The sequence below is a fragment of the Chryseobacterium sp. CFS2 genome, assembly GCF_036543225.1.
GTDB lineage: Bacteria > Bacteroidota > Bacteroidia > Flavobacteriales > Weeksellaceae > Chryseobacterium > Chryseobacterium culicis_A.
In genome coordinates, this window is sequence record NZ_JAZHQU010000004.1 from 432,300 (window position 1) to 456,789 (window position 24,490).

Here is a 24,490-nt window from a genome sequence, read left to right on the forward strand (position 1 = left end):
AAATAAATTACAATTTTAATGTTTTAATATTAAAAAATTATTAAATTTGGTTAAAACTAAACCCATCAAAATCAATTAAATATGAAACAAAATTACTTGTTCATCATGCTATGCTGCCTTGTGTTGTTAGTAAACTGTAAAGGCGACGATGACCCAATCAATCCCGAAGATTCCAAAACAATACCTACCGGAACAATAGAAGGTAAAGTATTTGCTAAAAACGGAACAAAACCTATTGGCGGGGCTATTGTATTCACTATTGACAGTAAAAATCAGGTGTACCATACCTATTCCAATGCTGACGGAACATTCAGCCTAACGGCACCTGAAGGAAACTCTACCCTTCACATTCAGACAGGGAATGGTTTAAATTTCAGAACAGAAGTTCCTGTTACCGTTAAAAAAAATGAAACAACCAGTGTGGCCGACAAAGATTCAAAACTGAATCAGATTGCAAAAATAGCTTATGTAGAAGGCAGTTATGACGAGATAGAAAGTATAATTACAAGTCTTGGTTATACAGCAACAGAAATTAGCTATCAGGATTTAAAAAATTTCAACACCATTTCTCAGTACGATATTATTTTTCTGAACTGCGGTTCCCGTAACTTCAATTATTCAGGCACCAACACACCGAGTAACGACCTTTCTATTTACAGTAATCTCTCTACTTTTATCACGAATGGCGGAAGCATTTATACTTCAGACTGGGCTGCTGCCTATCTGGTAGGTGGAGATAAAAATGCTCCGTACTGTGGTGTTTATGGAGGTTTTCTGGATCTTACAAAGATATGCTTTAATACCAATGGTAATAGTGCAATGTATAACAACTGCAGCGTTTCCAATGCTGCTATGGCTTCAGCAATAGGATTTAGCACATTAGATATTCAGTATGATCAGCCTTTATGGCAAAAAATCCAGCATTATGATCCGTCGTTCTGGGAAGTATTGGTACAGAAAGATAATGAGCCATTGATGATAAGAACCAATAAGTACGTCGATACAACAGCTCCTAAAACACCTGTGGGGACATCGTTAAACAATAACCAGATGACCATCTGCCACCATACCGCAAATGGTAACAATATTACCATTACCATTAATCAGAATGCATGGAACGCTCACCAGGCGCATGGTGATTATGTAGGATCATGCTCAGCCACTACCAGCAGCGGAAATATCTACTATACCACATTCCATAACCACGCCAGTGGAAATATCGGTAAATCAGGACCGATTCTGGAATACGTAATCTTAAATTTGTAATAAAATTTTATAACTCAGTTCTCAAAGTGGTCTTTTATAAGGCCACTTTTTTTATATTGCATGTATATTTTTTAAAAAGAATGGATACAACGATTATTAATATTTTCTGCCTTATTCTGTTATTTATCGGGATACTGGGAACATTTCTTCCGGTATTACCCGGGCTTTTGCTGAGTATCTGCGGACTTCTGATCTATAAATTCGGGACAGATGCAGACCTTCCGATGATCTATATCTGGGCATTCGGAATTCTCACCGCAGCTTCAGTAGTATTAAGCTATGTGATTCCGGCAAAAACCAATAGAAAATATGGAGGTACACGTTGGGGAAGTATCGGTTCTGTAATAGGAACCATTGTGGGGATATTTCTTCCGATTCCCTTAGGTTTTCTGATAGGAATGTTTGCAGGGGTATTTATTGGTGAATTACTTCACGACAGCAAGGATATGAATAAAGCTTTACAGTCAACCAAAGGAGCACTGATTGGATTCATTTATGGAACCGGATTCAGTTTTGTGGTAGGAGTGGCAATGTTTTTGGTAGTATTACTTAATATGTTCAACGTCATTTAATTAAATATAAGAAACTATGTTCCATAAAATTGTCATACTCAGCCTGGGAATATTTGCATTAACAGGATGCGATGCCCAAAAGAAAGCCAAGACTAACCCAAAAGCTACTGAAATGCCTGCAGGTACAAAAACAACAAGCACTAACAATCAGAAAGATGGTGTTATATATCTGAGTGAAGGAGAAAATAAGTTTTTAAGGGAATACCAGATGAATGTTACATTCAAAGGGGTTTCTGAGGACAGCCGTTGCCCTGAAGGAGCTAATTGTATCTGGGCCGGAGTTGCTCTTGCTCAGGTAGAAGTAATGGGAACTTCTACCCGACCAATGATTCTGAACCTTGCCAGTGCGGATTATCCGGGAAGAAATTATTACCAATCAACAGAATTCAACGGATATACCATTACATTGCAAGATGTTGCTCCATCCCCAAAATCACAGGATGGTACAAAAGCATTAGCCGGAAAATATAAAATCGGAATTACGATAAAAAAAACAGACCCATCTGCTAATCCTACCAGGAAATAGGCTTCTTCCCCTTGGAAATAAGATACTCATTAATTTTTGAGAAAGGCTTACTTCCAAAAAAACCTCTGTACACAGAAAAAGGTGAAGGGTGTGCCGATTTAATAATAAAATGTTTAGCCGGATCTATGAGTTCGGCTTTTTTTTGTGCAAAAGCGCCCCATAAAACAAATACCACATTTTCTTTTTTCTCTGAAATTTCCTTAATAATGAAGTTGGTGAATTTTTCCCAACCAAGATCTTTATGAGAATTGGGTGTATGGGCACGAACCGTTAACGTAGCATTTAACAATAAAACGCCCTGTTTTCCCCAGTCATCAAGCTCTTTAGAGGTTCTTACCACTCCCAGATCATCTTTTAACTCAATAAAAATATTCTTAAGTGACGGTGGTGCTACCACCTGCTCAGATACAGAAAAACATAATCCGTTCGCCTGATAATCATTATGGTAAGGATCCTGACCAATAATCACAACTTCCACATCATCAAAAGCCGTAAGCTCCAATGCTCTGAAAATCTGATTTTTTGGTGGAAAAACTTTGGTTGTTGCATATTCATTCTTCACTTTCTCCCAAAGGGTGGTAAAGTATTCCGTACTTTTTATCGGGGCTAAAATTTCTGTCCAGGTCATAGTGCAAAAATAATAATATTAAAATAAGAGCCTCAGTTATACCTTAAATATCTTCACTTTTCTTTCTATCAGCATATATGAAAAATAGGACAGCAACAATGAAAGGGATATTAATAACAGGTTATTAAGATGATAAGAATGTACAATAACGAAATCCTGTTTCTTCACCATATAATGGATAATATATAGTGAGTAAGAGATATTTCCTAAAAAATAAACAACTTTGGTTTCTAAAAAAGTCTTCAGGTAATTGGGCTTCCCTTCATACAGATATTTGATCATAAATGCTGATAATAAAGGAATAAATAACAGCCCTTTTTCCACAAACAACATGGATATGAACAATATGAGAATGATATAAATAATCAGGTTTTGTTTCTTCATTTTAAATGCTGGTAAAAGGGCAACTCCGATCCCAAGAAAATAGGAAGAAATTGTTCTCAGAAGAGAAACCAGCCCATAAGGAAGATCAAGATATCTTGGTGATTCTCCTATCTCCAGAGGAATTTCAGAACCAATATACAAATGGCCGGGAAGATAAGGAAGTACAAACCTCAACGCCAAACTGGCAATAATTAAAATTTCACTGCGCACTTTATAATGCAGAACAAACCATAACATAAAAGGGAATAGTAAGTAACAAACCCATTCTGTACTTAGCGACCAATAGACTACATTCAGCAGATAATCAGGATCAAAAAAACATTGTAATAATGCAGCATTAATCAGAAATCCTGCTATAGAAGTCTTCACCAAAAACAATGCAATAAAAATAACCGATACAATGTATACAGGATAAATTCTATTGATTCTTTTTTTATAAAAAACCTCTATTGTTTTATAATTCAGATTTTTAAGCTTCCCGGAATAAGAAACCGTAAGCAAAAAAGCACTTAATACAAAAAAAATATCAACTGCTACATACCCTTTTCCTACTACATCCTGAATGAATTCATTCCTGAAAAAACTAAAATGAAAAAACGCTACCCATAATGCAACAATCCCTCTAAGTCCCGTTAAAGATTTTATTTCATTTTTCATATGTAATTTCAATCGGCGATAAAGATAGAGAAAAACCTATTAGATTTCATAGGAACCGCCAGAGACTCTTTCTAGGCGAAAAATAATATGATCCGGAAAACCTTCATCCTGCTTCCCTTCATCCAAAATAAAATGATGTTTTAAAAGAAGCCCTTTCGAATTTTCATTGAACTTATGGGTAATTGCCAGAATTTCCTCTACCTTCAATTCATTAAATCCAAAATCTAAAACAGCTTTCAAAGCTTCAGACATAATGCCCTGCCTGTGATATTCGGGTAACAGTTCATAACCAACTTCTGCTGTTTTCCGGTCTTCAGAAAAATTCCAAAGGCAGATCGTTCCGATAAGATTCGGCTGATCTTTTAAAGAAATTCCCAAATAGACAGTTTGGTTGTTGCGAGTTCTTTCTTTAATGGTTAAAATAAACTGAAGGGCATCATAATTATTTTTGGGTGAGTTTCTTAGGACGAACTGATTGATCACTTCATTGCTTCGAATCCGTAAAATATCCTCAACGTGGCTTTCGTTGATATCTCTCAATAATAATCTTTGGGTTTCCAGTTTCACATTTCAAATGTAATAAAAGAATATCATCTTATTTTTAACATTCCCATCTTTTTCAGAAAAAAGTAACATCATAAATTTCAAATTCAAAGGTAATTTATTCTGTAAATCTCTCAGATATACGGAATAATCAAAATTCTCACTAAATTTGCATTGTGTATATAGATAAAGAAGATTTAGACGAATTAGAGTTTCCGCAATTGCTCGCGGAAATCTCCCCATTTGCGTATTCTCCGAAAACAAGAGAAAAAATTCTTCAACTTCGTCCAATGGAAATAGACGAGGCAGAACTTTCATTAAAAAAAACTTCGGAATATCTTTCGAGTTTTGAAAGTTCAAATGCGATTCCGTTTGATGAATATGAAGATATCGAAAGTGAGCTGAAATTGATGTTGATTGAGAATTACCGTCTTGAAAATGCTGCTTTCATCAAAATAAAAACCATCACGGAACAGATCGGAAAACTGCAAAAATTTTTCCCTACCATGCCGGAAACCTTTCCTACTTTATTAGAAGAAGTTTCTGTACTGGAATTCAGAAAAGAGATCATTGAGAAGGTAGATAAGGTTTTTAACCGTTTTGGTGAGGTAAAAAATGAAGCTTCTCCAGCTTTGAAAGGCATAAGAACTGAAATTCAGCTTGCTAAAAAAGCGATTCAGGAAAATTTCAACCGTGCTCTTACAACGTATGGACAGAGTGACTTTTTGGATGATATTCGGGAAACAATTATTGATGACCAAAGGGTTCTGGCAGTAAAATCAGGATTCAAAAAAAGGGTTGCCGGAAGAACGTTAGGAATTTCCAAGACAGGTTCCATTACTTACATTCAGCCGGATAGTGTTGTGAAGCACTATTTCAAACTCCGTGAAAATGAAGAGGAAGAGAAAAAAGAAATTGACAAAGTTCTCCGTAAACTGACTGCAGAACTGGCAGAATTTCAACCTCAGCTGTGGAGATATCAGATTTATATTTTTGACCTTGACCTTATAAGAGCCAAAGCAAAGTTTGGTGAATTGATCAACGGAGTTCTTCCGAAAATCAACCATCATAAAACGCTGAGATTAAGAGAGGCTTATCATCCTCTGTTATGGCTTAGAAATAAAGTAGAGAACAAAATAATTCATCCCCAGAGCCTTACCTTAACAGACCACAACAGGATTATCTGTATTTCGGGTCCGAATGCCGGAGGAAAATCAATTACTCTGAAAACGGTAGGACTATTACAGCTAATGATTCAGAGTGGTATCCTTGTTCCGGTTCACCCGAAGTCTGAAATGTTTTTCTTTGAGAAAATCATGACGGATATTGGAGACAACCAGTCCATTGAAAACCATTTATCAACCTACTCATCAAGATTGAAGAAAATGTCCGGAATCATCCGTGAGGCTGATGCCAATACTCTTTTATTGATTGATGAATTCGGTACGGGTTCTGATCCTGAGCTTGGAGGTGCGCTGGCAGAAAGTTTCATGGAGTTTTTCTATGACAAAAAGAGTTTTGCCATTATTACAACTCACTATACCAATATTAAACTGGTAATAGAACAGCTTCCCAATGCCCAGAATGCAGCCATGCTCTTCAATGAAGAAACATTGGAACCGATGTATAAACTGGAAGTAGGACAGGCAGGAAGTTCATTTACGTTTGAAGTTGCAGAAAAGAATAAGATTCCAAGATTCATTATCCATTCTGCCAAGAAAAAGGTAGAGCATGATATTGTCAATCTTGATAAAACGATTGTAAAACTGCAGCAGGAAAAGTTTGAGGTTGAAAAACTGAAATCTGATCTTGCAGAAAGAAAAGAATCTGTAGAAGATAAACGTGACAACCTTCAGAAACTGAATGATCAGCTTCAGCAGAAGCTTTTCAATTTCCAGAAGCTGTATGAAGAGGAACACCGTAAGCTTCAGTTCGGGAATAAGATTGAAACATTCATTGACAGCTATACTAAGGGAAAATCCAGAAAAGATGTTGTAAAAGATTTTGTGAAGCTTCTTGAACAGGAGAAATTCAGAAAACTGGGGAATGACAAAGATGAATCAAAACGTCTGCAGGTGGTTAAGAGAAAAATTACCCAACAGCTGAAAAAAGAAGACGTTATTGAAAAAATTGCAGAAACCAATGAAAGACTGGAGGAACAGCGTAAAACCGACCGGGCAGTGTGGATGAAAATTGGGCAGCGTGTTCGTATTACGGGAAGCACCAGTGTAGGAACCATTGAAAAAATTTCACGCAATAAAGTGATTGTCAATTACGGAACTTTCAAAACAACAATTAATGCGGATGAACTTGAGAGAATTTAATTCATCTGAAATTAATGTAATGCAAATAGTAAGAGAGAGCACCTTCTGGTGCTCTCTTTTTTGATCTTTATTTCTTAATGAATTTTAATCGGATTGTATTGTCTTTATCTTTCAGCTGGATAAAATAAATTCCTTTGGACAAATTACTAAGGTTTACTTTATGGTCAGAAACTTTTCCTTCTCCCGTTTTCTGTCCCACAGCATTATAAATTTCATAATCCGTTACGTCTGAAATTCCTGAGATATTTAAAACATCGGATGCAGGGTTAGGATAAATTTCAGGTTTTGCAGATTTCCCTGATTCTTCAACTCCAAGGGTGAGATTGAGTAATTCTACTCCATAATCTTCAACTTCTCCATAGGTAAATGTACTACAGCCATCTGCTGGCATTGTTTGACTGGAAACAATCCTCATGGTTACACCACACAATGTCACTGCTGCCAAACTTGGAATTGTAAAAACAGACACTGCCGGAGCAGTCTGAGTGATATTATTCGCCACCATAACTCTTTCGCTGGATTCAAAAATTCCGTTGGCATTAAGATCAATCCATGCCGTTACAGTGGTTGTCCCCGGAGTTCCCGTCCACGTATTGGTCACTGAAAGTGTATTTCCTGTACTTCCTATAAAAAACTTGACCTTACGGCTTACATCACTTCTGTAATCTGTATAATTGGAAGGCCCGGAATTGCTGACCATTGGAGTGGTAATTCCTGCAGAATTTACGGTCACATTGGAAATATGCATCAGGCTGGTATCTGTAGATGCACTTGCACAATAATTAAGCGTTGTTGTAAAAAATACAGGATTAGACCATGTTCCCTGTACGGTACACAATTTTACCACCTGCACTTCATAAGTTGTACAAGGCTGCAGATTAGTAATAGTATAAGAATTTTGCCCAGCTACAGGGGTAGCCACCATCCAGATAGTGGATCCAGGTATTCTATATCTGATAAAATTATTCGGAGTATTGGGATCAGCAGTCCAGGTAACAGTTCCTGAGGTAAGAGTTGTAGACACCTGCACGCCAGTAGGAGCATTGGTATCACAGTAAAATAAGGGTTGGGATTCTTCTTCTACTTTGTTGTTTGCCTGAAAGCTGGAAACTCCCAAAATAAAAGAGAATACATACAGTAGTTTTTTTGTCATGTTTATTAGTTTTAAAATTCCCTTGAAAAATAAGAGATTTTTTGGAATATCTCCCAAACAACCCTATATTATTATGCTTTTTTTAATACTTTTGAAATTAATCTTGTAAAAAATATACTTTATAGATATTCCATTTTTATTTTTACCATGATCAAAAGTTTTTCTATTCTCTGGATTTTTTATAAAAAAATAATGTTTCCAACTTTGGGATTTTCTTTATTGATTTCTTTTTTATCATCATTCAGTATTAAAAATTTTGGACTGAATTTCCTTTTAATCCTTCCCGTTCTTCACTATTTCATTTATGAATTAAGGTTTAAAAACGAATATTACTTTTATGCCAATGTAGGGTTTTCAAGGATTTCTCTTTGGGCAGGAACGATATTATCGGGGATTATTGTAAAAATTATAACATTGTTTTTATGAGCAAACTGCATGTTGATAGTCTGACAAAGTCCTTCAATGAAAGGAAAATTTTGCAGGATGTTTATATAGGATGCGAAACCGGACAGATTACAGGGCTGCTGGGCAGAAATGGAAGTGGAAAATCAACTTTATTAAAAATTATTTTCGGGGTTATCAGCGGTGATACCCAGTTTATAAAATGTGGCAACAAGATTTTGAAAAGTATATCAGACAGAAAAAACAAAATCTCATATTTACCCCAGGACCTTTTCTTACCTAAATATGAAACCGTTAAAAAGCTGATTCCTTTCTTCTGTAATAAAGAAAACACCAATTTGCTGTTTGCCTTGGAACTCATACAGCCCTTTCTTCATGAAAAAATTAAAAATCTTTCTAAAGGCGAACAGAGAACTATTGAAACCCTGATGATCATTTACTCTGAAACAGATTTTGTTTTACTGGACGAACCATTCCACAGCCTTTCTCCAAAAGTTTGTGAAGAATTAAAGAAAATCATTCTTCAGCAGTCAAAGTATAAAGGTTTTATTATTTCTGATCACAATTACCAGGATGTTCTGGATATTTCAGACCATATATATCTGCTTTCTGACGGCCATCTAAAACAAATACAAGATTTTAAAGAACTGCAGCGGTATAATTATCTCCCGAAAAGTATTTAATTTATATATTTGGGGATCAAAAAAAATTTCATGATGACTTTTATAAATAAAGCATTCTATTTATCCGCATTCAGTATTTTATCTATAGCTTTTGTAAAAGGGCAGACAAAAGTTCCTTTTGGAGTTGTAAAAGCTGAAGAAGGATATGCCAACGTACGTGTACATAAAGACGACTACCGAAAAATTGTAGACAAGATCCGTATGCGTAAAGGAGATGTTTTTGTTTATGTAAAACCGGCTCCGGGAGAAACAGAGTGGATCTGGATCAAATATCCGGAGAAACAGGATGATGACAAGCCTTTTGTACGTTATGAAACTCTTGATAAAGAAGGAATGGTAAATAAAGGACGTATTGCCTATGTAGATCAGCTTCCCGCCTATACTCCTTCTAAATCTAAAAACGGAAGATCAATTATTTTCACAGACAATTCCGATCCTAAAATCCCTACCGCCCAAAGAAGCAAAGTAGTGATTGATGTCTATCCTTCCAATGCAGGATACCGTAAAAAGGAAAAAGATGCTGAAGGAAAAATTCTTACCATTGATAAAGTAAAACCATGGGGAATAGGAAATGATCTTCCTGAAGGAATGACTGAAATCAAATCCATCAGAGTACAACAGCCCGGAAGAGGTTCTGTTTTTGTAAGAGAAGCCATCAAAAATATGTTCCAGCCTACCATGGATTTTGAGAACATTGGAGTAACTTCCCTTGACAACGATAATATTTTCCTTTATATGATCAATGGTTCAGGAGAAAACAGATATACAACTCTTTGGACAATCAAAAAAGGAAGAGTAATCAGCCAGATTATTTATCATAATCCGGAATAAATTCATTATTTTTGCACCCGAAAAAGTTTTACGCTTATTCATCATAGAAATTGGTTCTGCATCACTGCAGATTAAAAGGGAACCGTGTGAAAATCACGGACTGTCGCGCAACTGTAAGTAACTGAAATCTTTATCAAAGATCCACTGTGCGAGGCATGGGAAGGAGATAAAAGATGTTACAAGTCAGGAGACCTGCCTTTTTCTTAAACAAGTAACTTTCGCGATTTGAAGTTGTATTGATCTGATGAATTGTTTCAGGAATTTCCGAATTTCCTGTTATTATTCTGTTGTTTGATATTATTTCATTTCGCTTTAATTAATAATGAAATATGACTACAGAAGAAAGAATTGAAGCCTCCGAAACCAGAATTTTTAAAGCGGTTTTCCCAAACACAACCAATCATTATGATACCCTTTTTGGTGGTACGGCTATGCAGCTGATGGACGAAGTAGCTTTTATTACCGCTACCCGTTTTGCCAGAAAAAGAGTGGTAACGGTAAGCAGCGACAAAATAGATTTCAAAAAACCGATTCCTGCCGGAACGATTGTTGAACTGATCGGGAAAGTTTCATACGTGGGGAAAACCAGTATGAAAGTGAACGTTGAAATTTACACAGAGCAGATGTATTCGTATGAAAGAGAGAAAGCCATCGTAGGTGATTTTACTTTTGTAGCGATTGACGAATTCAAGAAACCAATCCAGATACTATAAATAAAGAATCGGGCGGCCAGAGGCCGCCCGATTCTTTTTATTTTCATTAAGGTTATTTCAACACTTTTTCTGTTTCCAGACTTCTGTTCAGTAAAAGTTCAAAAGCCTCTCCCATTTCATCCGATGCTCTACTGATGGCATTTTCAAGCATATTCCGGATTTGTTTTTCGGTAACTCCGGCTTCCGTCCAGCTTTTTCCTGTGGTATGGGAATTTAAAATAAACGGCATGATTCTGTCGATTCCACAGGCAAAAATAGCATCAGGTGTTTTCTCATCTTCAAATTCCAGCCATAGATTAAAGAATTCTGAACGCAAAGGTTCATCCAGAATTCCAAAGATCTTTTGAGCAGATGCTTTCTCTCTTTCAAACTTACCTACCATTGCTTTTTCATCAAAAATAAAAGTATCTCCGGCTTCTATCTCCACCAGATCATGAATGGAAAGCATTCTTATCACTCTCAATAGATCAATATCCGCACGGTTTTTAGCATACGGATAAAGGATCTGAGCCAGAATAATAATCTGCCAGGAATGTTCCGCCGTATTCTCTCTTCGGGAATCGTCTGCATTATAATTTCTTCGCTGTACATTTTTAAGCGCATCTACAGCCAGGATAAAATCTATCTCTTTCTGAATTTTCATCTTACTTCTTATTTCTGTTATATTGATCTGAAGGATATACCTTTATTTTGGTAATCCATTTATTATTAAGCTTTTCTTTAGTGGTTACTTTCACGCGCCCTTCAACGGTCATATCTTCCTCTTTTTCAAAGACCTTATCAAGTCCCTTATTCGGAATTACAGCATATTCTGTCGTAAAAAGATCACAGCATCCTGATTTCCCAAAAGTAATAAGGCGTTTACGTTTAGCATCAACCTCGAAAATATCAAAGGAATTGGAAGCAAGCTCCGTAAGCTCCTTACTCTTCACAAAAGCCATTCTTGTACTGTTGAATACGTATACATCATAAGAGGCAGAACTGTAATTTCCCATATTCCCATTCCTTACTGCTATATCCTCTGTTCCATCAAAATTAAAATCATCAATGATCACAGGGCTTTGTTCATTCTTTAACGGAAGCATTTTTCCCGGTATTAGCTTTTCGCCCTGATTCAGATTCAGCACAAGATGATCAGATATAAAAGTCTGTACCTTTGTATTTTTATGATTGTACAATTCTACAGTTCCTTTTCCGCTGCATTGTCCATCATAGCAATTCTCCACCTGGATGATGGCATCATAACTCTTCGATGCATTTTTAACTTCAAACTGATACTGTCCAAAACAGGCAGGTCCTAGTAAAACAAAAGTCGGTAAATGCTTATACTTATTGAATAAATTCATGGTAATAGTAAATGATTTAGGTGTTTTTTTCCTAACAAAAATACGAATCTTAAGGCCGATCTCAAAATTCAGAAGTCATTATCTCCCCGAGTTTGAAACAACTAAATCCTTTGAAATAGAAGTTTATTTATTTCTGAGAAGCTGTTTCCCGCTATCCGTTCATACTCCTCGCTTCTCTACGATGCCTTTGCTGCTGCGGGGTAACCACTGCTATCGGGGCTATGATATGAGTAATGAGTGATAAATGATAAGTGATAAGTGATAAGTGATAAGTGATAAAAGATCATTTTTTCTCTCCAATTTTCAAAATTCTATTTAAAAATTTAAATATTTTCAGACATTTTCTTGTAAAATTCGTTTTACTCAAAATTGACGACAAAAATTATTATATTGATTTTCAATACTTTAAATGATTTATTTTAAAAATTACACTACTTTGTATTGCATAATACCATTTTATTTACATATCTTTGTAATGTAAAATCGAAATAGGTACAACTAGCTAGGTTCCGAACTTCGAAAATTATATAACTAATTAACAAAACTTATCAAAGATGAATACCGAAAATACCAAAGCGCAAATGCGAAAAGGAATTCTGGAATTCTGTATTCTAAGTCTCATCAATAACCGCGAAATGTATGTTTCCGATCTTATTGACGAACTGAAAAAAGGAAAACTGGATGTAGTGGAAGGAACCCTCTACCCTCTTCTTACAAGACTTAAAAACGGAGAGTTTCTCTCTTACAGATGGGAAGAATCTACAGGAGGACCACCCAGAAAATATTATCAGATCACAGAAAAAGGAAAACTTTTCCTGGATGAACTTCAAAATACATGGAATGAGCTGACAGCCTCAGTAAACCAAATCACCCAACAAAATTAAAAAACAAAGCTATGAACAAGACACTCTCAATAGGACTCGCAGGTTTTTCTTTTACCATAGAAGAACACGCATATATAAAGCTCAGCGATTACCTGAATGCACTGAGAAGCTCACTTGAAGCTTCAGAAGCAGATGAGGTAATGCATGACATAGAAATAAGAATGGTGGAGATTTTCAAAGATTCTTTAGGAAAACGTGAAGTGATTAACGATACCGATGTAGAAAAGGTAATCGCACAAATCGGAAGCCCTGAAAAAATCGAAGAACAGGAAGAGGCTTATTTTTCTGAAAAAACATCTACCAGAAAAAATAATTCAGGAACCGGTTATACAGATAAAAAACAACTGTTCCGTGATCCGGAAAAACAAAAAGTAGCAGGGGTTTGTGCAGGTTTAGCTCAATATGTAGGAATGGATATTACTACCATGAGAGCAATCTGGCTGGGAATCTTCGTATTAGGAATTTTTACCGCAGCAATTTCCTCTTCATTAATAGGTCTTTTATATGTAATCCTTTGGATCGTACTTCCAAAAGCTGAAACCGCAGCAGATTTCCTGAAAATGCAGGGAAAGCCTATGAACTTCGACAATCTTAAGAATGAGTCTAATAAATTGGTACAATTTGCCAATGAATCTACTCAGAGGGTCGGAGAAATCTATACAGAAAACAAACCTTATATCAACAATGCAAGCAGCGGAATCTGGAATGTATTCAAGTATATCGTAGGAGGATTCTTTGTATTAATGGCTGTAGGAAGTATTATTGGAGTATTTGTATTATTCGGACTTTTCGGAATGGATACAGATTTCCCCGGAGCTAATGAAATCAGATTCTACATGGATGACCAGGGACTTGATAAAGTACTGGCTGCGATGATGGTGATCGGAAGCTTAATTCCGGCAATCCTTTTCAGCTTATTAAGCATCAAGATCTTCTCTCCGAAAACAAAACTGAGAAATATCGGATGGGTTGTAGGTGGTTTATTCCTTCTTTTGATCGGACTTGGAACTTATTTCGGAATCAGCATGGCTAAAAAAGACATGATTTACAAAGGAAACAAGGAAGATGTAGAAAACGTAGCCATCAACACTACTTCAGATACAGTGTATGTAGATGTAAAACAAATCAACATTCCTCAGAACTTTAAAGCCTATAACAATGATATTTATTCTGATAAAAGATCTGTTTACGAAGAAGACTATGTGTCTGTAGATGTAACAAGAAAACCAGATATCAAAACACCATATCTGATCATTAAAAAAGAAGGAAAAGGCTATAATTTCCCAATCCAGCTTACTGTTCCTGTAGAAGTGGTAAACAATAAAGTTCTTCTTCCAAACTATATAAAGTATCCTTATGAGCACAGATTCAGAGATTACAGACTGGATTATGAACTTGTAGTTCCGCAAAAAACAGTGGTTATATCCATGAAAAAAGACCATATCAACATGTATGGAGATTTAGACGGAGACGGTATCAATGATGAAGATCAGGACCAGGATGAAGACAACAACAATGTAAGAATTGAAAAAAATAAAATCACGGTAAACGGTTCCAGTATTGAGTACAACTCTGATGATAAGGACAGTATCATCGTAAATGGAAAAAAAGTTCCGAACAACCAGGCAAAGAAAGTTATTGATTCTGCAGTATCCAATATCAAAAAATCAAATAAAGATATGGACATCAAAATCAAAGACGGAAAAAACGAAATTTCCATACAAACTAAATAATTAACTTCAGAGAGTGGTAGAAGGTGTGAGTGGATGGCAACCGTTTGAAATTCACACCCTTCTTCTCTCAGAAAAGTGAAAATAAAACGCTATTTAGTTTCTTATGTGAAAAAAAAGGTTTAATTTCGTAAAGCTAAAATTTAATAACCAATCAACCAAAAACACAGCTTCACCATGATACAATTTGCAATGGAATTCGTAATGAAAATCGTAGATTTAATTAGCGGTTTGTTTTAAGAGCAATAATATTTCAATATATTTGTAAAGTATAACCAAAGTTTGGTTATACTTTTTTGTTTTTAATTCAAGAAATCTATGAAAAAGCTGTTAGGCAAAGCAATGTTAAAAGTATTAGGTTGGAAAGTCGTTCTACAGGGCGATGTCAACAATCTCAACAGGTGTATCCTTGTGGTAGCACCGCATACTCATAATATGGAATACATTTTAGGAAATTTCGCCTATTGGTCTTTGGAAAAACCTCTGAAAATTATCATTAAAGATGCACACACCAAAGCCTGGTATGGAAGTATCGTAAAAGGACTTGGAGGTATTGGTATAGACAGAAGCCAGAAAAACGATCTTGTAAACTTCGTAGCCAACCAGTTTTCCAAAGAAGATTTCAGCCTTGTTATTACTCCGGAAGGAACCAGAAGCTGGGTTCCGAAATGGAGAAAAGGATTCTATCATATGGCTTTGGCTGCAAAAGTTCCTATTGTGCTGGCAGCAGGTGATTTTAAAAGAAACATTGTTTACCTGGGCTACACCATTCCTTACGAAAGGATAGCATCAGTACCTTTTTCAGAAATTATGCAGGAAATTCAGGACTATTACGTGAAAAATGATATCGTTCCTAAAGTTCCGGAAAACTGGAATCCCAATATTATGGGAACCGAACAGAGCTAGAGGCAAGAGGCAAAATTAATTATCAATTATAAAAATGAAAGGTCAGACAAAAGAAGAAATATTAGCATTCATCAATAACTGGGGAGATGTAACTCTTGCCAAGACACTTGAAATAAAATTCATCGATATTGATCTCGAAAATGAAACCCTTACCGCAACAATGCCTGTTCTTCCAAGAACCCACCAGCCGTTTGGAATCATGCATGGAGGAGCGAGCTGTGTTTTAGCTGAGACTTTGGGTTCAAGCCTGTCTAATATTTTTATCGATGGCGAAAAATATTACGGAGTGGGAACCAATATCAATTCTAACCATTTAAGAAGCAAAAAAGAGGGTATTGTAACGGCTACAGCACGTTTTATCAGAAAAGGCAAAACAATGCATGTTTCTGAAATTGAAATCCGTGATGAAAAGGGTGTTTTGATCAACCATACAACCATGACAAATAATATTATTCACAGATAAGTTGTAACAACATATAAAAAATAAAGAGCTTAAAATAAATTTAAGCTCTTTTTATTTTGACATCTTTAAGACTAATAATACCTTTGCAGAAAGGAAAATCAACCTGGGAATTTCCTATATTATTTCCCGCTGATGATTTTCAAAATCCTTCTTAACTCATGATTTATTTCAAACTTCCTTTCGATGAAAGACTTCTGTCTGCTGATGAAAAAAACTCAAAGAATGCAGTCAGCTTTTTTTCCTATAATGGCTTAGATCAAATTAGCTTCAGCGGAGATATTTTTGAAATTAATTCTGTAGAATTTTCCCATACTTCAATTACAAATGAAGACCTAACCAATGATCCTACAAATTCTCCTGCCGAAACTAAAGAAGAATACTGCAAAACACTACAGGAAGTGATTGAGGTGATTAAAGATCATAATCTGCCAAAGCTTGTTTACTCCAGAAGAAAGATCTTTATAGACTTTACACTCATCAATTATAAAGAGAGCTTTAAAAATCTATGTGAATCCTATCCCAATGCATTCAGGTACTTGTTTAATGACGGACAAAATGCCTGGATGGGTGCTTTCTCTGAAGTATTAGGAAAGTTTAATAAAAGGACTCACGAGTTTGAAACCATGGCTCTTGCCGGAACTCTTCCTGTATCTGAGGAATGGTCTGAAAAAGAAATTGAAGAACAGAAGCCGGTTACGACTTACATTCAGGATATCCTTAAAAACTATTCAGACACGGTACAACAATCGGAAACCTATGACCATATTTCCGGTAATATCAAACATTTACGAACCGATTTTAAAACCAGCATAAAACCTGAAGATCTGGACAGCATTATTCAGGATCTGCACCCTACTCCCGCTGTCTGTGGGATTCCAAAAGATTTTTGTAACGAAAATATCCGTAAATACGAAAAATTTCCCCGCGAATTCTATGCCGGTTATATAAAAGTTGAAACAGAAGATAGTATTTTATACTTTGTCAATCTGCGCTGTGCCAGACTTTATAAAGATGCTGTACATGTTTTTGTAGGAGGAGGAATAACAGCTCAAAGTGACCCGGAAAAGGAATGGAGAGAAACAGAACTGAAGTCTGAAGCCATATTGAAAAACCTGGTTATTTCTTAAAAGATATTTTTTTTATATGTGAGAATTTCCCAACACATTTCACAGATTTTTAGAAGTGTTTACGCTCATTTTTCTTTGCTCAGTGGCAACGCCTTTGCAAATCGGTTTTAAAGCCATTTATCATCTTTCTGCAAGCTTTGCACAATAATGTAGGTTTTGGCTAAAGCCTATTGAATTTTATACTCTATTTAAACGGGCTAAAGCCCGTTCCTACTGAATTAATCAGATCAATTATTTATGTAATATGTGGATTGATACTGTCAGATTTGCACAGATAGTTGTATCTATTTTCTTTGCTGAGTGCAACACCTTTGCGAACCGGTTTTAAAGCCATTTATCATCTTTCTGCAAGCTTTGCTCAATAATGTAGGTTTTGGCTAAAGTCTATTGAATTTTATACTCTATTTAAACGGGCTAAAGCCCGTTCCTACAGAATTAATCAGATCAATTATTTATGTAATATATGGAATATATGGATTGACACTGTTAGACTTGCAAATAGTTGTATCTATTTTCTTTGCTGAGTGCAACGCCTTTACGAACCGGTTTTAAAGCCATTTATCATCTTTCTGCAAGCTTTGCTCAATAATGTAGGTTTTGGCTAAAGCCTATTGAATTTTATCCTCTATTTAAACGGGCTAAAGCCCGCTCCTACTGAATTAATCAGATCAATTATTTATGTAATATATGGATTGATACTGTTAGACTTGCACAGATAGTTGTATATATTTTCTTTGCTTAGTGCAACGCCTTTGCGAACGATTTTAAAGCTATGAATAAAACCTTTGTGAGCTTTGCGTTGTATTCATAAGTTTTGGCTAAAACCAATTGATCTCTTATCTTTTTTTGAACGGGCTAAAGCCCGCTCCTATTGAATAAGAAAAACAAATATGGATATTGATAGCAAATCTATTCCCTAATTCCTATTCCCTGCTACCTAACACCTCTTACCTAACACCTCTTACCTAACAAAAAACAAAAACCTCCTTCAAAAAGAAAGAGGCTATATCTATAATGAAATATTCAATTTATTTCTTTACACCGATTCTGCTCCAAGTATCCATAACAAAAAGCAGGATAAGGCCTATTGCTGCAGCTCCGGCTGAGAATGCGAACCTAATGTTATCTTCATCTCCTAGAATATCAGTTGCCTGCCAGTTGATAGCATAAAGATTGATGGTGATGAATACAATAAACAGTACTAAAAATACTTTATAAAACTTCTTCATGACTCTTAAAAATTAATATAATTCTGCACCAGTTGAGCAAAATTTGCGGTGAATAATTTAATTGAAATTGCCAAAAGGATAATTCCGAAAACTTTCTGAAGGATCATCAAAGTAGCATCCCCAATTTTCTTCTCCAGCCATTTCGCTGATTTCAGCACCAAATATACGAAAATTGTATTAAGAATAATTCCGCAAATAATATTAATATCATGAAATTCAGCTCTAAGAGACAGGGCAGTTGTTAAGGTTCCAGCTCCGGCAACCAGCGGAAATGCGATGGGTACAATAGATGCAGCCTTTGCCTCGGTGGTTTTATTGATTTCAATTCCCAAAATCATTTCCAGGGCTATGACAAAAATCACAAAAGCTCCGGCAATGGCGAAGGAATTTACATCAACACCAATAAGTTTAAGGATCTTATTTCCTACGAACAGGAAAACAATCATAATAGCTCCCGCAGTAACGGCTGCCTTTCCGGCTTCAATCTGTCCAAACTTCTGCTGAAGGCTTACTATAATAGGAACTGAGCCGATGATATCGATAACGGCAAAAAGAACCATAAAGCTGGTAACGATCTCTTTAAAAGAGAAACCATCAAAAATTTCCATCTCTTTGTAATTAATAATTTCGCAAAAATATGAAAATAAACTGATTATTTGCTAATTTGTGAATATAAATTAACAATTGTTTTCAAAAGTTCTTCAAGAGCTTCAGCAGATTTCACAGGATGGTATTTTTCGATCTGAACCTTTTGCTGCAGTTTGCTGTATTCTTCTGCTACTGAAGCGCCTTTGTGCTTTTCAAGAAAAGTCTTAAACTCGGAAGCAGAGCCTTGGAAATACTGACTTCTTACTTCTTCATCCAATTCTTCCAGCGTTACAAAGAACTTTTCATACTCACCATTATCTTTAAGGTTTTCCAGATATCCGAAATAATCATTCACATCCGTTTTCATCAATTCTCTGATCTCTTTTTCTGTTTCAGCCACTGAACCTAAAGGTTTTGACGGTACAGTTTCCCTAACTAATGTACGTTTTTTTTGCCAATTTTTAAATAGCATATACGCCACAAATAAGCTTATCAGAATAGCAATATTGATGAGAAGAATATTCCAGTGGAATTTACTTTTTTCTTTTACTTTAAATGAAGTTGTTTTTAACACCGGAGTATTTACGGTCTCCAGAAGGTTATTGGTGTATTCATTTACCTTTTCTACAGTAGAACGGGCCTCCATAATCTGATCGTGAGAGAAGGCATTCAGATCCAAGGTCTTCTGTCCAAGATCTACATATTCTTTACTGGCAGGATCAAAGAAAGCGAATTGTTCTGTTTTAATGGAAATAGCACCTGATTTTTTAGGGATAATCACATAATTAGCCAGAATTTCGCCTTTCATTCCTGCAGTTCCCGGAGCAACGTTAGAGGTAATCTTCGGAGCAAAAATTTCATAATCCGGAGAGGCGGCAATTTTAGGAAGTTCCATATCAGACAAGTTACCTTCTCCTGAAACTTTTACTACCACATTCAGAGGCTTTTTAGCTTCCGGTTTTTCTTTGGAAGCGTTATATACGTTGACATTAAAGTTTCCAACAGCGTTTTTAAAGCATTCAGGAGCTCCCTCAGGAAGCTTTCTTACATTAATTTTTACTTTATTGGAAACAATTTTAGTTTTATTGGAATAAGTACTTACAGAAGCCGATACTCCGGGAACTTCCACATAGCCTGCTTCATTCGGAAATACCATAAACATGGCCAGTACCTGTGAAGGCATGTTTGCATATCCGGACGGATCAATCTCAGACTTATCAAAATTGATAGGATGCACATTGATATTATCCTGTTGCGGAAGATGGATATTTTTCACCTTTCTCAGGTTATCCATATTTCTAGAATACACTCTCAGAACAGCTACTGTGGGCTGATCCTGATACACATCCCTGTCCTCAATCTCCATGTTCAGAAAAACATCATTGGAGGTATTGGCAGCCAGTGATCTTTTGTCAACAATATCGCGGATGCTGACATCAAAAGGTTCTGTTTTGTAGATTCTGTTGTTTACGGTAACCAGAACAGATCCGATTTTTATTTTCCCTTTTTTCTTAGGCTCAAGGGCAATTCTGGAAACTTTTTGGGTAATTAAAGTATTGGTAGCCGGATCAATAACAGTATTGGTAACGGATCCGCTTCCTATAATATTAAATTTTGAAAGATCCGGAAGCTGAAAACCTGTCTGCTGTACGAGATCACTTCCGTTAAGTTCAAGAACAATGGTCAGATTGATAATATCCTTACCTGCATATTCAGATTTATCTGCATCCATAGAAAGATTTACCTGTCCGTAAGTAATTACGGATGCTAGAGTAAGCAATATGTAAATCAATTTTTGCTGCATCACCAATCTTTCTCGTTGCTTTCAGGCATCGAATAAGAATTTTTGTTTAAAATTCTTCTGGCGGTTTCTTTTTCTTTTTCGTTGATTTTATCTAAGATCGCATTTTCAAGATTCTTTGGCATTCTGCCTTCATTATTTTGATTCTGCTTAGGATTGTCACCCTGGTCACTTTTACCTTCGTTTTGTGGGCCGTTACCCTGATCCTGTTTTTTGTCTTTGTCGCCTTTCTGATCATCACCTTTGTTCTGATCATCTCCGCCGCCGCCTTTTCCTGAATTATTTTGTTCTTTTTTTTGCTGTTGTTTTTCTTTCTCTTTCAGTTTGGCAATCTCATAGTTCTTTCTGGTTACCTCACTGTAAGGATCCTGTTTCAGGGCTTTTTTATAATAATCAGCAGCTTTTTCCGGCTGGTTCATCTGCATATAAGCATTCCCTAAATTATGAAGGGCTGCAGCCTTATCAGGAAGTGTTTGTGAAAGTTTTTCCGCTTTTTCAAATTCGGCCTTTGCATCTTCGTATTTTTTACTTTTATACAATGCATTCCCCATATTATAGTGAGCAGTAAAATCTTTATCATTGGATTTCATCGCTTCCATGTATTTTGAGGAGGCTCCGTCATAATCTTTACCGTCAAATTTCTGATTGCCTTCATACACTAAATTCTTATAGCTTTCCTGCCCAAACAGGAAGCCTGAGAACGAGATGGCAACAATAAACGATAAAAATATGATTTTAGTATTCATCACTTGCAAAATTATTCCTTTATATGTTAAGAAACAGAGTTTTATTTGTTAAAATTCGGTTAAAGTACTTGTAGAATTTCTTCTATAAATAAGGGAAATCTACACATTAAAATCTTTTTTAGGATTAAAAATATAAATTAAAAAGAAAAACAGAATAGATACCGCAAGGAAATATTGATAATAATGATTGGCATTCTGTGATTTCACCAAGGTTTCAGCCCCTGCAGACTTTTTATTGACAGCATCTACAATTCTGTCCGGAGCTTCATTGATATTATTGCCATCAATATAAGTTCCGTCCGTAGATCCGGCCATTTTCTTTAAAGCTTCCGTCTGTCTCTTTGAGATCACTGTTCCTCCGTTTACATCAGTCTTGTAGCCCATAAGCTGTCCAAAAACATACTCCGGAACCGGAGCGCCTTCATCCGTACCCACTCCTACAGAAGTAATGCTTATTCCTTCTTTATTAGCTAATCTGATGGCAGCATTATCATTTCCTTCATTATCTTCACCGTCACTCAGAAGAATCACTTTTCTGGATCCTTTGCTTACATTTTTAAATTTTTCAGCAGCAGCCTGCATTGCTTTCAGAAAATCCGTTCCCTGAATTTGCATAGAGCTTGTTTCAATACCGCTGATATAGGTTTCTGCAGAATTATAATCCGTTGTCAGAGGCATGATAGACATTGCATTTCCGGCAAAAATAACAATCCCAACCTTGTCATTATTCATTTTCTTCATGGTGGCCAGCATCAGATTCTTCGCTTCTGTAAGACGGCTTGGATCGATATCTTCGGCATTCATAGAATTGGATACATCCAGCATAAAGATCACATTATTCAGTTTCTGGGTGCTCTTCACCTCTTCTGAACCGTTCAGCAGGTCGATGATAGAGAATATCAGAAATAAGGTTCCCAATAAATATAGTGCAGGGAAAAACTTTGTAAATCCTGATCTTTTTTCAAATAAGTTTTCGTGAAACTGGCTGGCAGCAAAAATTTCTCTTTTCTGGCTTCTCCATTTTAAAAAACGGATCAAAAAAGAAGCTAACAGCGGCAGAAGCAACAGTAAAAATAAATACCAATAATTTCCTAAAGACCAACTCATCAGCTTAAAATTTTATAAAACACCCATCTCAACAGTGCGTCCAACAACAACATTCCTAAAGCAATCCACAGGAATATCTTAAAATATTCTTCATAATTGTACAGCTTGGAAACTTTCACATCAGACTTTTCCAGTTGATTAATCTCATCATATACTTCTTCAAGACTGCTGTTTGAGGTAGCTCTGAAATACTTTCCTCCTGTAGTCTGTGCAATTTCTCTTAAGGTATTTTCATCGATAGCAACCTCTGTTTCAGTAAAGATAAGGTCTCCAAAGATGTCCTGTGATGTTGGCATCAGAGCATAACCATTGGTTCCTATTCCGATTGAATATACCTTTATATTATTATTTTTTGCCAATTCTGCGGCTAACTGTGGAGGAATCGCATTCTGAATATTGCTCACTCCATCTGTCATCAGGATCACCACTTTACTTTTGGCTTTACTTTTAATCAAATGATTCACTGCAACGGAAAGTCCTTCCCCGATTGCTGTTCCCGGTTCAAGACCTGCAGAATTAAGGTTTTTAATTTCATCTATAACAACCTGATGGTCTGAAGTAACCGGAACTTTAGTAAAGGCTTCTGCAGCATATGCTACTACACCTATCCTGTCATTAGGACGTTTCTGGACAAATTTTACAGCAATATCTTTCAACGCTGTAATTCTGTCCGGACTAAGATCCTTGGCGAGCATACTTAAAGAAACATCAATAGATAACATTATATCCACTCCCTTTGTATCATCTCTGTCCTGTGAAACCGTGAATGTTCTCGGTCTGGCCATAGCAATGATCAAAGCCGAAAGAATGATATACTTTGAAATTTTAAGTAAAAAAAGTACGCCCTGAATCCCTCCGCTATGATCCATATTTTTTATGGTAGGAACTTTTATACCTTTTCTTTTGCCTCTCCCTGCATCTTTAATGAAAAGTGGGATAAACAATAGAAAAAGCAATAAGAACCACGGACTGTAAAACTCAAAATTAAACATCCTTTCTTAAATTTTCGAATTCTAAATCTTTGGATGATCTTTTCACAAAATCCCTGATATTGGCAAAATCTCTTTCCATTGTTTCCTGATCAGGGAATGTTTTGGCAAATTTTACCAGATCACCTCTAAGGAATACATCCTCTACTATTTTTTCGTTATCCTGCGAGATGGTATTATTTTTTTTCATAACATCTATAAGATCATCAGTAAGAAGTACATCTGCCGGAAGGTGGTATTGTTTCGTAATGAAGGTTCTGGAAATATCAATCAGTTCCACATAAAACGAGCGGAAATTTCCTCCTTCAATATATTTTTTCTTTTTAAGAGAGTCCAGTTCTTTCAACGTCTGATTGGTCGCTACTACTGGAGAATTTTTTGATTTTCTACCCCATTTTACGAACATAATAATGGCAATAACCAGTGCAATACCGGCCAATGCTGCAAGGATATAAAACTTATAAAGTTCCCAATAATCTTTCGCTTCAAGTTTCACCTGCTTATTATTCATGATATCATTAATCTGATCTGCTTTTTGAGCTGTATTAATGACATCTATTTCGTAAGGAATTGTTTTAAGGATTTTATCTCCCACTTTGAATTCCAGTTCCGGAATGGTAAATTTTCCTTCCTCAAAAACTGCAAATTCTATCTTTCTCTCATAGGTATTGGCATTCTGCCCTATACTGTCTTTAGTTTCTTCAAAATGAAACGGGAGAAGCTCATTTTTGGGTGCCGAAGTTACCTGCTGTTCATTAAGATTATCAATCTTTATGGTAATATGATTGGTTTCTCCCAGAGCAAGGGTTTTCTTTTCTACGTTAGAGGATAATATCTGTGAAAAAGCATTTGCACAGATCAGAAAAGATAATATTAAAAGTATTTTTCTCAA

Annotated in this window: 25 protein-coding genes and 1 riboswitch; of the genes, 12 read left to right on the forward strand and 13 right to left on the reverse strand. The window is 35.9% G+C overall.

Annotation, left to right across the window (positions count from 1 at the left end):
- Positions 1-81: 81 nt before the first annotated feature.
- The 3 genes from ODR02_RS11845 (at position 82) to ODR02_RS11855 (ending at position 2,364) form a co-directional block, all read left to right on the forward strand.
- Complete coding sequence (locus ODR02_RS11845; RefSeq protein WP_309512570.1) at positions 82-1,266, forward strand: carboxypeptidase-like regulatory domain-containing protein; 1,185 nt, start codon at positions 82-84, stop codon at positions 1,264-1,266.
- 80 nt (positions 1,267-1,346) lie between these two features.
- On the forward strand, positions 1,347-1,838 hold the full coding sequence (locus ODR02_RS11850; protein WP_105681015.1) for a DUF456 domain-containing protein: 492 nt from the start codon (positions 1,347-1,349) through the stop codon (positions 1,836-1,838).
- A gap of 16 nt (positions 1,839-1,854) precedes the next feature.
- A complete protein-coding gene (locus ODR02_RS11855; RefSeq protein ID WP_209788393.1) occupies positions 1,855-2,364 on the forward strand; it encodes a hypothetical protein in 510 nt (169 codons plus the stop codon).
- On the opposite strand, the gene ODR02_RS11860 is transcribed toward ODR02_RS11855, so the two are convergent.
- From ODR02_RS11860 to ODR02_RS11870, 3 genes are read right to left on the reverse strand one after another with little or no spacing between them, the layout of a single operon-like run.
- Complete coding sequence (locus ODR02_RS11860) at positions 2,351-2,992, reverse strand: uracil-DNA glycosylase (RefSeq protein WP_309512571.1); 642 nt, start codon at positions 2,990-2,992, stop codon at positions 2,351-2,353. The genes ODR02_RS11855 and ODR02_RS11860 overlap by 14 nt on opposite strands.
- Before the next feature lie 36 nt (positions 2,993-3,028).
- Complete coding sequence (locus ODR02_RS11865) at positions 3,029-4,033, reverse strand: acyltransferase family protein (protein ID WP_209788388.1); 1,005 nt, start codon at positions 4,031-4,033, stop codon at positions 3,029-3,031.
- Between the two features lie 39 nt (positions 4,034-4,072).
- Entirely contained in the window at positions 4,073-4,600 is a 528-nt protein-coding gene (locus tag ODR02_RS11870; RefSeq protein WP_209788385.1) for a GNAT family N-acetyltransferase, read from the reverse strand.
- A gap of 152 nt (positions 4,601-4,752) precedes the next feature.
- Here ODR02_RS11870 and ODR02_RS11875 point away from each other — a divergent pair, with 152 nt between their 5' ends.
- Entirely contained in the window at positions 4,753-6,900 is a 2,148-nt protein-coding gene (locus ODR02_RS11875; RefSeq protein WP_105681020.1) for an endonuclease MutS2, read from the forward strand.
- Positions 6,901-6,967: 67 nt separating this feature from the next.
- On the opposite strand, the gene ODR02_RS11880 is transcribed toward ODR02_RS11875, so the two are convergent.
- A complete protein-coding gene (locus ODR02_RS11880) occupies positions 6,968-8,053 on the reverse strand; it encodes a GEVED domain-containing protein (protein WP_309512572.1) in 1,086 nt (361 codons plus the stop codon).
- 422 nt (positions 8,054-8,475) lie between these two features.
- Between ODR02_RS11880 and ODR02_RS11885 the strand changes: the two genes are divergently transcribed.
- The 3 genes from ODR02_RS11885 to ODR02_RS11895 all read left to right on the forward strand — a co-directional run bounded on the left by ODR02_RS11885 (position 8,476) and on the right by ODR02_RS11895 (position 10,682).
- Positions 8,476-9,138, forward strand: a complete 663-nt coding sequence (locus ODR02_RS11885) for an ATP-binding cassette domain-containing protein (RefSeq protein WP_309512573.1) — start codon at positions 8,476-8,478, stop codon at positions 9,136-9,138.
- A 30-nt stretch (positions 9,139-9,168) separates the two neighbouring features.
- On the forward strand, positions 9,169-9,969 hold the full coding sequence (locus ODR02_RS11890) for a hypothetical protein (protein WP_105681793.1): 801 nt from the start codon (positions 9,169-9,171) through the stop codon (positions 9,967-9,969).
- A 34-nt stretch (positions 9,970-10,003) separates the two neighbouring features.
- Positions 10,004-10,183: riboswitch (cobalamin riboswitch) on the forward strand.
- 115 nt (positions 10,184-10,298) lie between these two features.
- Positions 10,299-10,682, forward strand: coding sequence for an acyl-CoA thioesterase (locus ODR02_RS11895; protein WP_002977578.1), 384 nt, complete (start codon positions 10,299-10,301; stop codon positions 10,680-10,682).
- A 52-nt stretch (positions 10,683-10,734) separates the two neighbouring features.
- Here the strand turns inward: ODR02_RS11895 and ODR02_RS11900 are convergent, their stop codons facing one another.
- Positions 10,735-11,325: an HD domain-containing protein gene (locus ODR02_RS11900; RefSeq protein ID WP_209788373.1), complete on the reverse strand. Its 591-nt coding sequence runs from the start codon at positions 11,323-11,325 to the stop codon at positions 10,735-10,737.
- A 1-nt stretch (position 11,326) separates the two neighbouring features.
- A complete protein-coding gene (locus ODR02_RS11905; RefSeq protein ID WP_309512574.1) occupies positions 11,327-12,028 on the reverse strand; it encodes an XAC2610-related protein in 702 nt (233 codons plus the stop codon).
- 554 nt (positions 12,029-12,582) lie between these two features.
- On the opposite strand from ODR02_RS11905, the gene ODR02_RS11910 reads away from it, so the two are divergent.
- The 5 genes from ODR02_RS11910 (at position 12,583) to ODR02_RS11930 (ending at position 17,138) form a co-directional block, all read left to right on the forward strand.
- On the forward strand, positions 12,583-12,912 hold the full coding sequence (locus ODR02_RS11910) for a PadR family transcriptional regulator (protein WP_103234940.1): 330 nt from the start codon (positions 12,583-12,585) through the stop codon (positions 12,910-12,912).
- An 11-nt stretch (positions 12,913-12,923) separates the two neighbouring features.
- On the forward strand, positions 12,924-14,645 hold the full coding sequence (locus ODR02_RS11915; RefSeq protein ID WP_209788369.1) for a PspC domain-containing protein: 1,722 nt from the start codon (positions 12,924-12,926) through the stop codon (positions 14,643-14,645).
- Positions 14,646-14,960: 315 nt separating this feature from the next.
- On the forward strand, positions 14,961-15,548 hold the full coding sequence (locus tag ODR02_RS11920; protein WP_309512575.1) for a 1-acyl-sn-glycerol-3-phosphate acyltransferase: 588 nt from the start codon (positions 14,961-14,963) through the stop codon (positions 15,546-15,548).
- A gap of 34 nt (positions 15,549-15,582) precedes the next feature.
- A complete protein-coding gene (locus ODR02_RS11925) occupies positions 15,583-16,011 on the forward strand; it encodes a PaaI family thioesterase (protein ID WP_209788365.1) in 429 nt (142 codons plus the stop codon).
- A 158-nt stretch (positions 16,012-16,169) separates the two neighbouring features.
- Positions 16,170-17,138, forward strand: a complete 969-nt coding sequence (locus ODR02_RS11930) for a chorismate-binding protein (RefSeq protein WP_309512576.1) — start codon at positions 16,170-16,172, stop codon at positions 17,136-17,138.
- 1,028 nt (positions 17,139-18,166) lie between these two features.
- On the opposite strand, the gene ODR02_RS11935 is transcribed toward ODR02_RS11930, so the two are convergent.
- The 7 genes from ODR02_RS11935 to ODR02_RS11965 all read right to left on the reverse strand — a co-directional run bounded on the left by ODR02_RS11935 (position 18,167) and on the right by ODR02_RS11965 (position 24,490).
- Positions 18,167-18,367, reverse strand: coding sequence for a hypothetical protein (locus tag ODR02_RS11935; RefSeq protein ID WP_047434073.1), 201 nt, complete (start codon positions 18,365-18,367; stop codon positions 18,167-18,169).
- Between the two features lie 5 nt (positions 18,368-18,372).
- Positions 18,373-18,975, reverse strand: coding sequence for a MarC family protein (locus ODR02_RS11940; RefSeq protein ID WP_209788359.1), 603 nt, complete (start codon positions 18,973-18,975; stop codon positions 18,373-18,375).
- Between the two features lie 44 nt (positions 18,976-19,019).
- Positions 19,020-20,735, reverse strand: a complete 1,716-nt coding sequence (locus ODR02_RS11945) for a BatD family protein (RefSeq protein WP_309512577.1) — start codon at positions 20,733-20,735, stop codon at positions 19,020-19,022.
- Between the two features lie 23 nt (positions 20,736-20,758).
- Entirely contained in the window at positions 20,759-21,502 is a 744-nt protein-coding gene (locus ODR02_RS11950; RefSeq protein ID WP_209788353.1) for a tetratricopeptide repeat protein, read from the reverse strand.
- Positions 21,503-21,601: 99 nt separating this feature from the next.
- A complete protein-coding gene (locus ODR02_RS11955; RefSeq protein ID WP_309512578.1) occupies positions 21,602-22,609 on the reverse strand; it encodes a vWA domain-containing protein in 1,008 nt (335 codons plus the stop codon).
- Positions 22,609-23,601 carry a VWA domain-containing protein gene (locus tag ODR02_RS11960; RefSeq protein ID WP_209788345.1) on the reverse strand — a complete coding sequence of 331 codons (993 nt, stop codon included), beginning with the start codon at positions 23,599-23,601 and terminating at the stop codon, positions 22,609-22,611. Before ODR02_RS11960 ends, ODR02_RS11955 begins: the two co-directional genes overlap by 1 nt.
- On the reverse strand, positions 23,594-24,490 hold the full coding sequence (locus ODR02_RS11965) for a BatD family protein (RefSeq protein ID WP_105681794.1): 897 nt from the start codon (positions 24,488-24,490) through the stop codon (positions 23,594-23,596). Before ODR02_RS11965 ends, ODR02_RS11960 begins: the two co-directional genes overlap by 8 nt.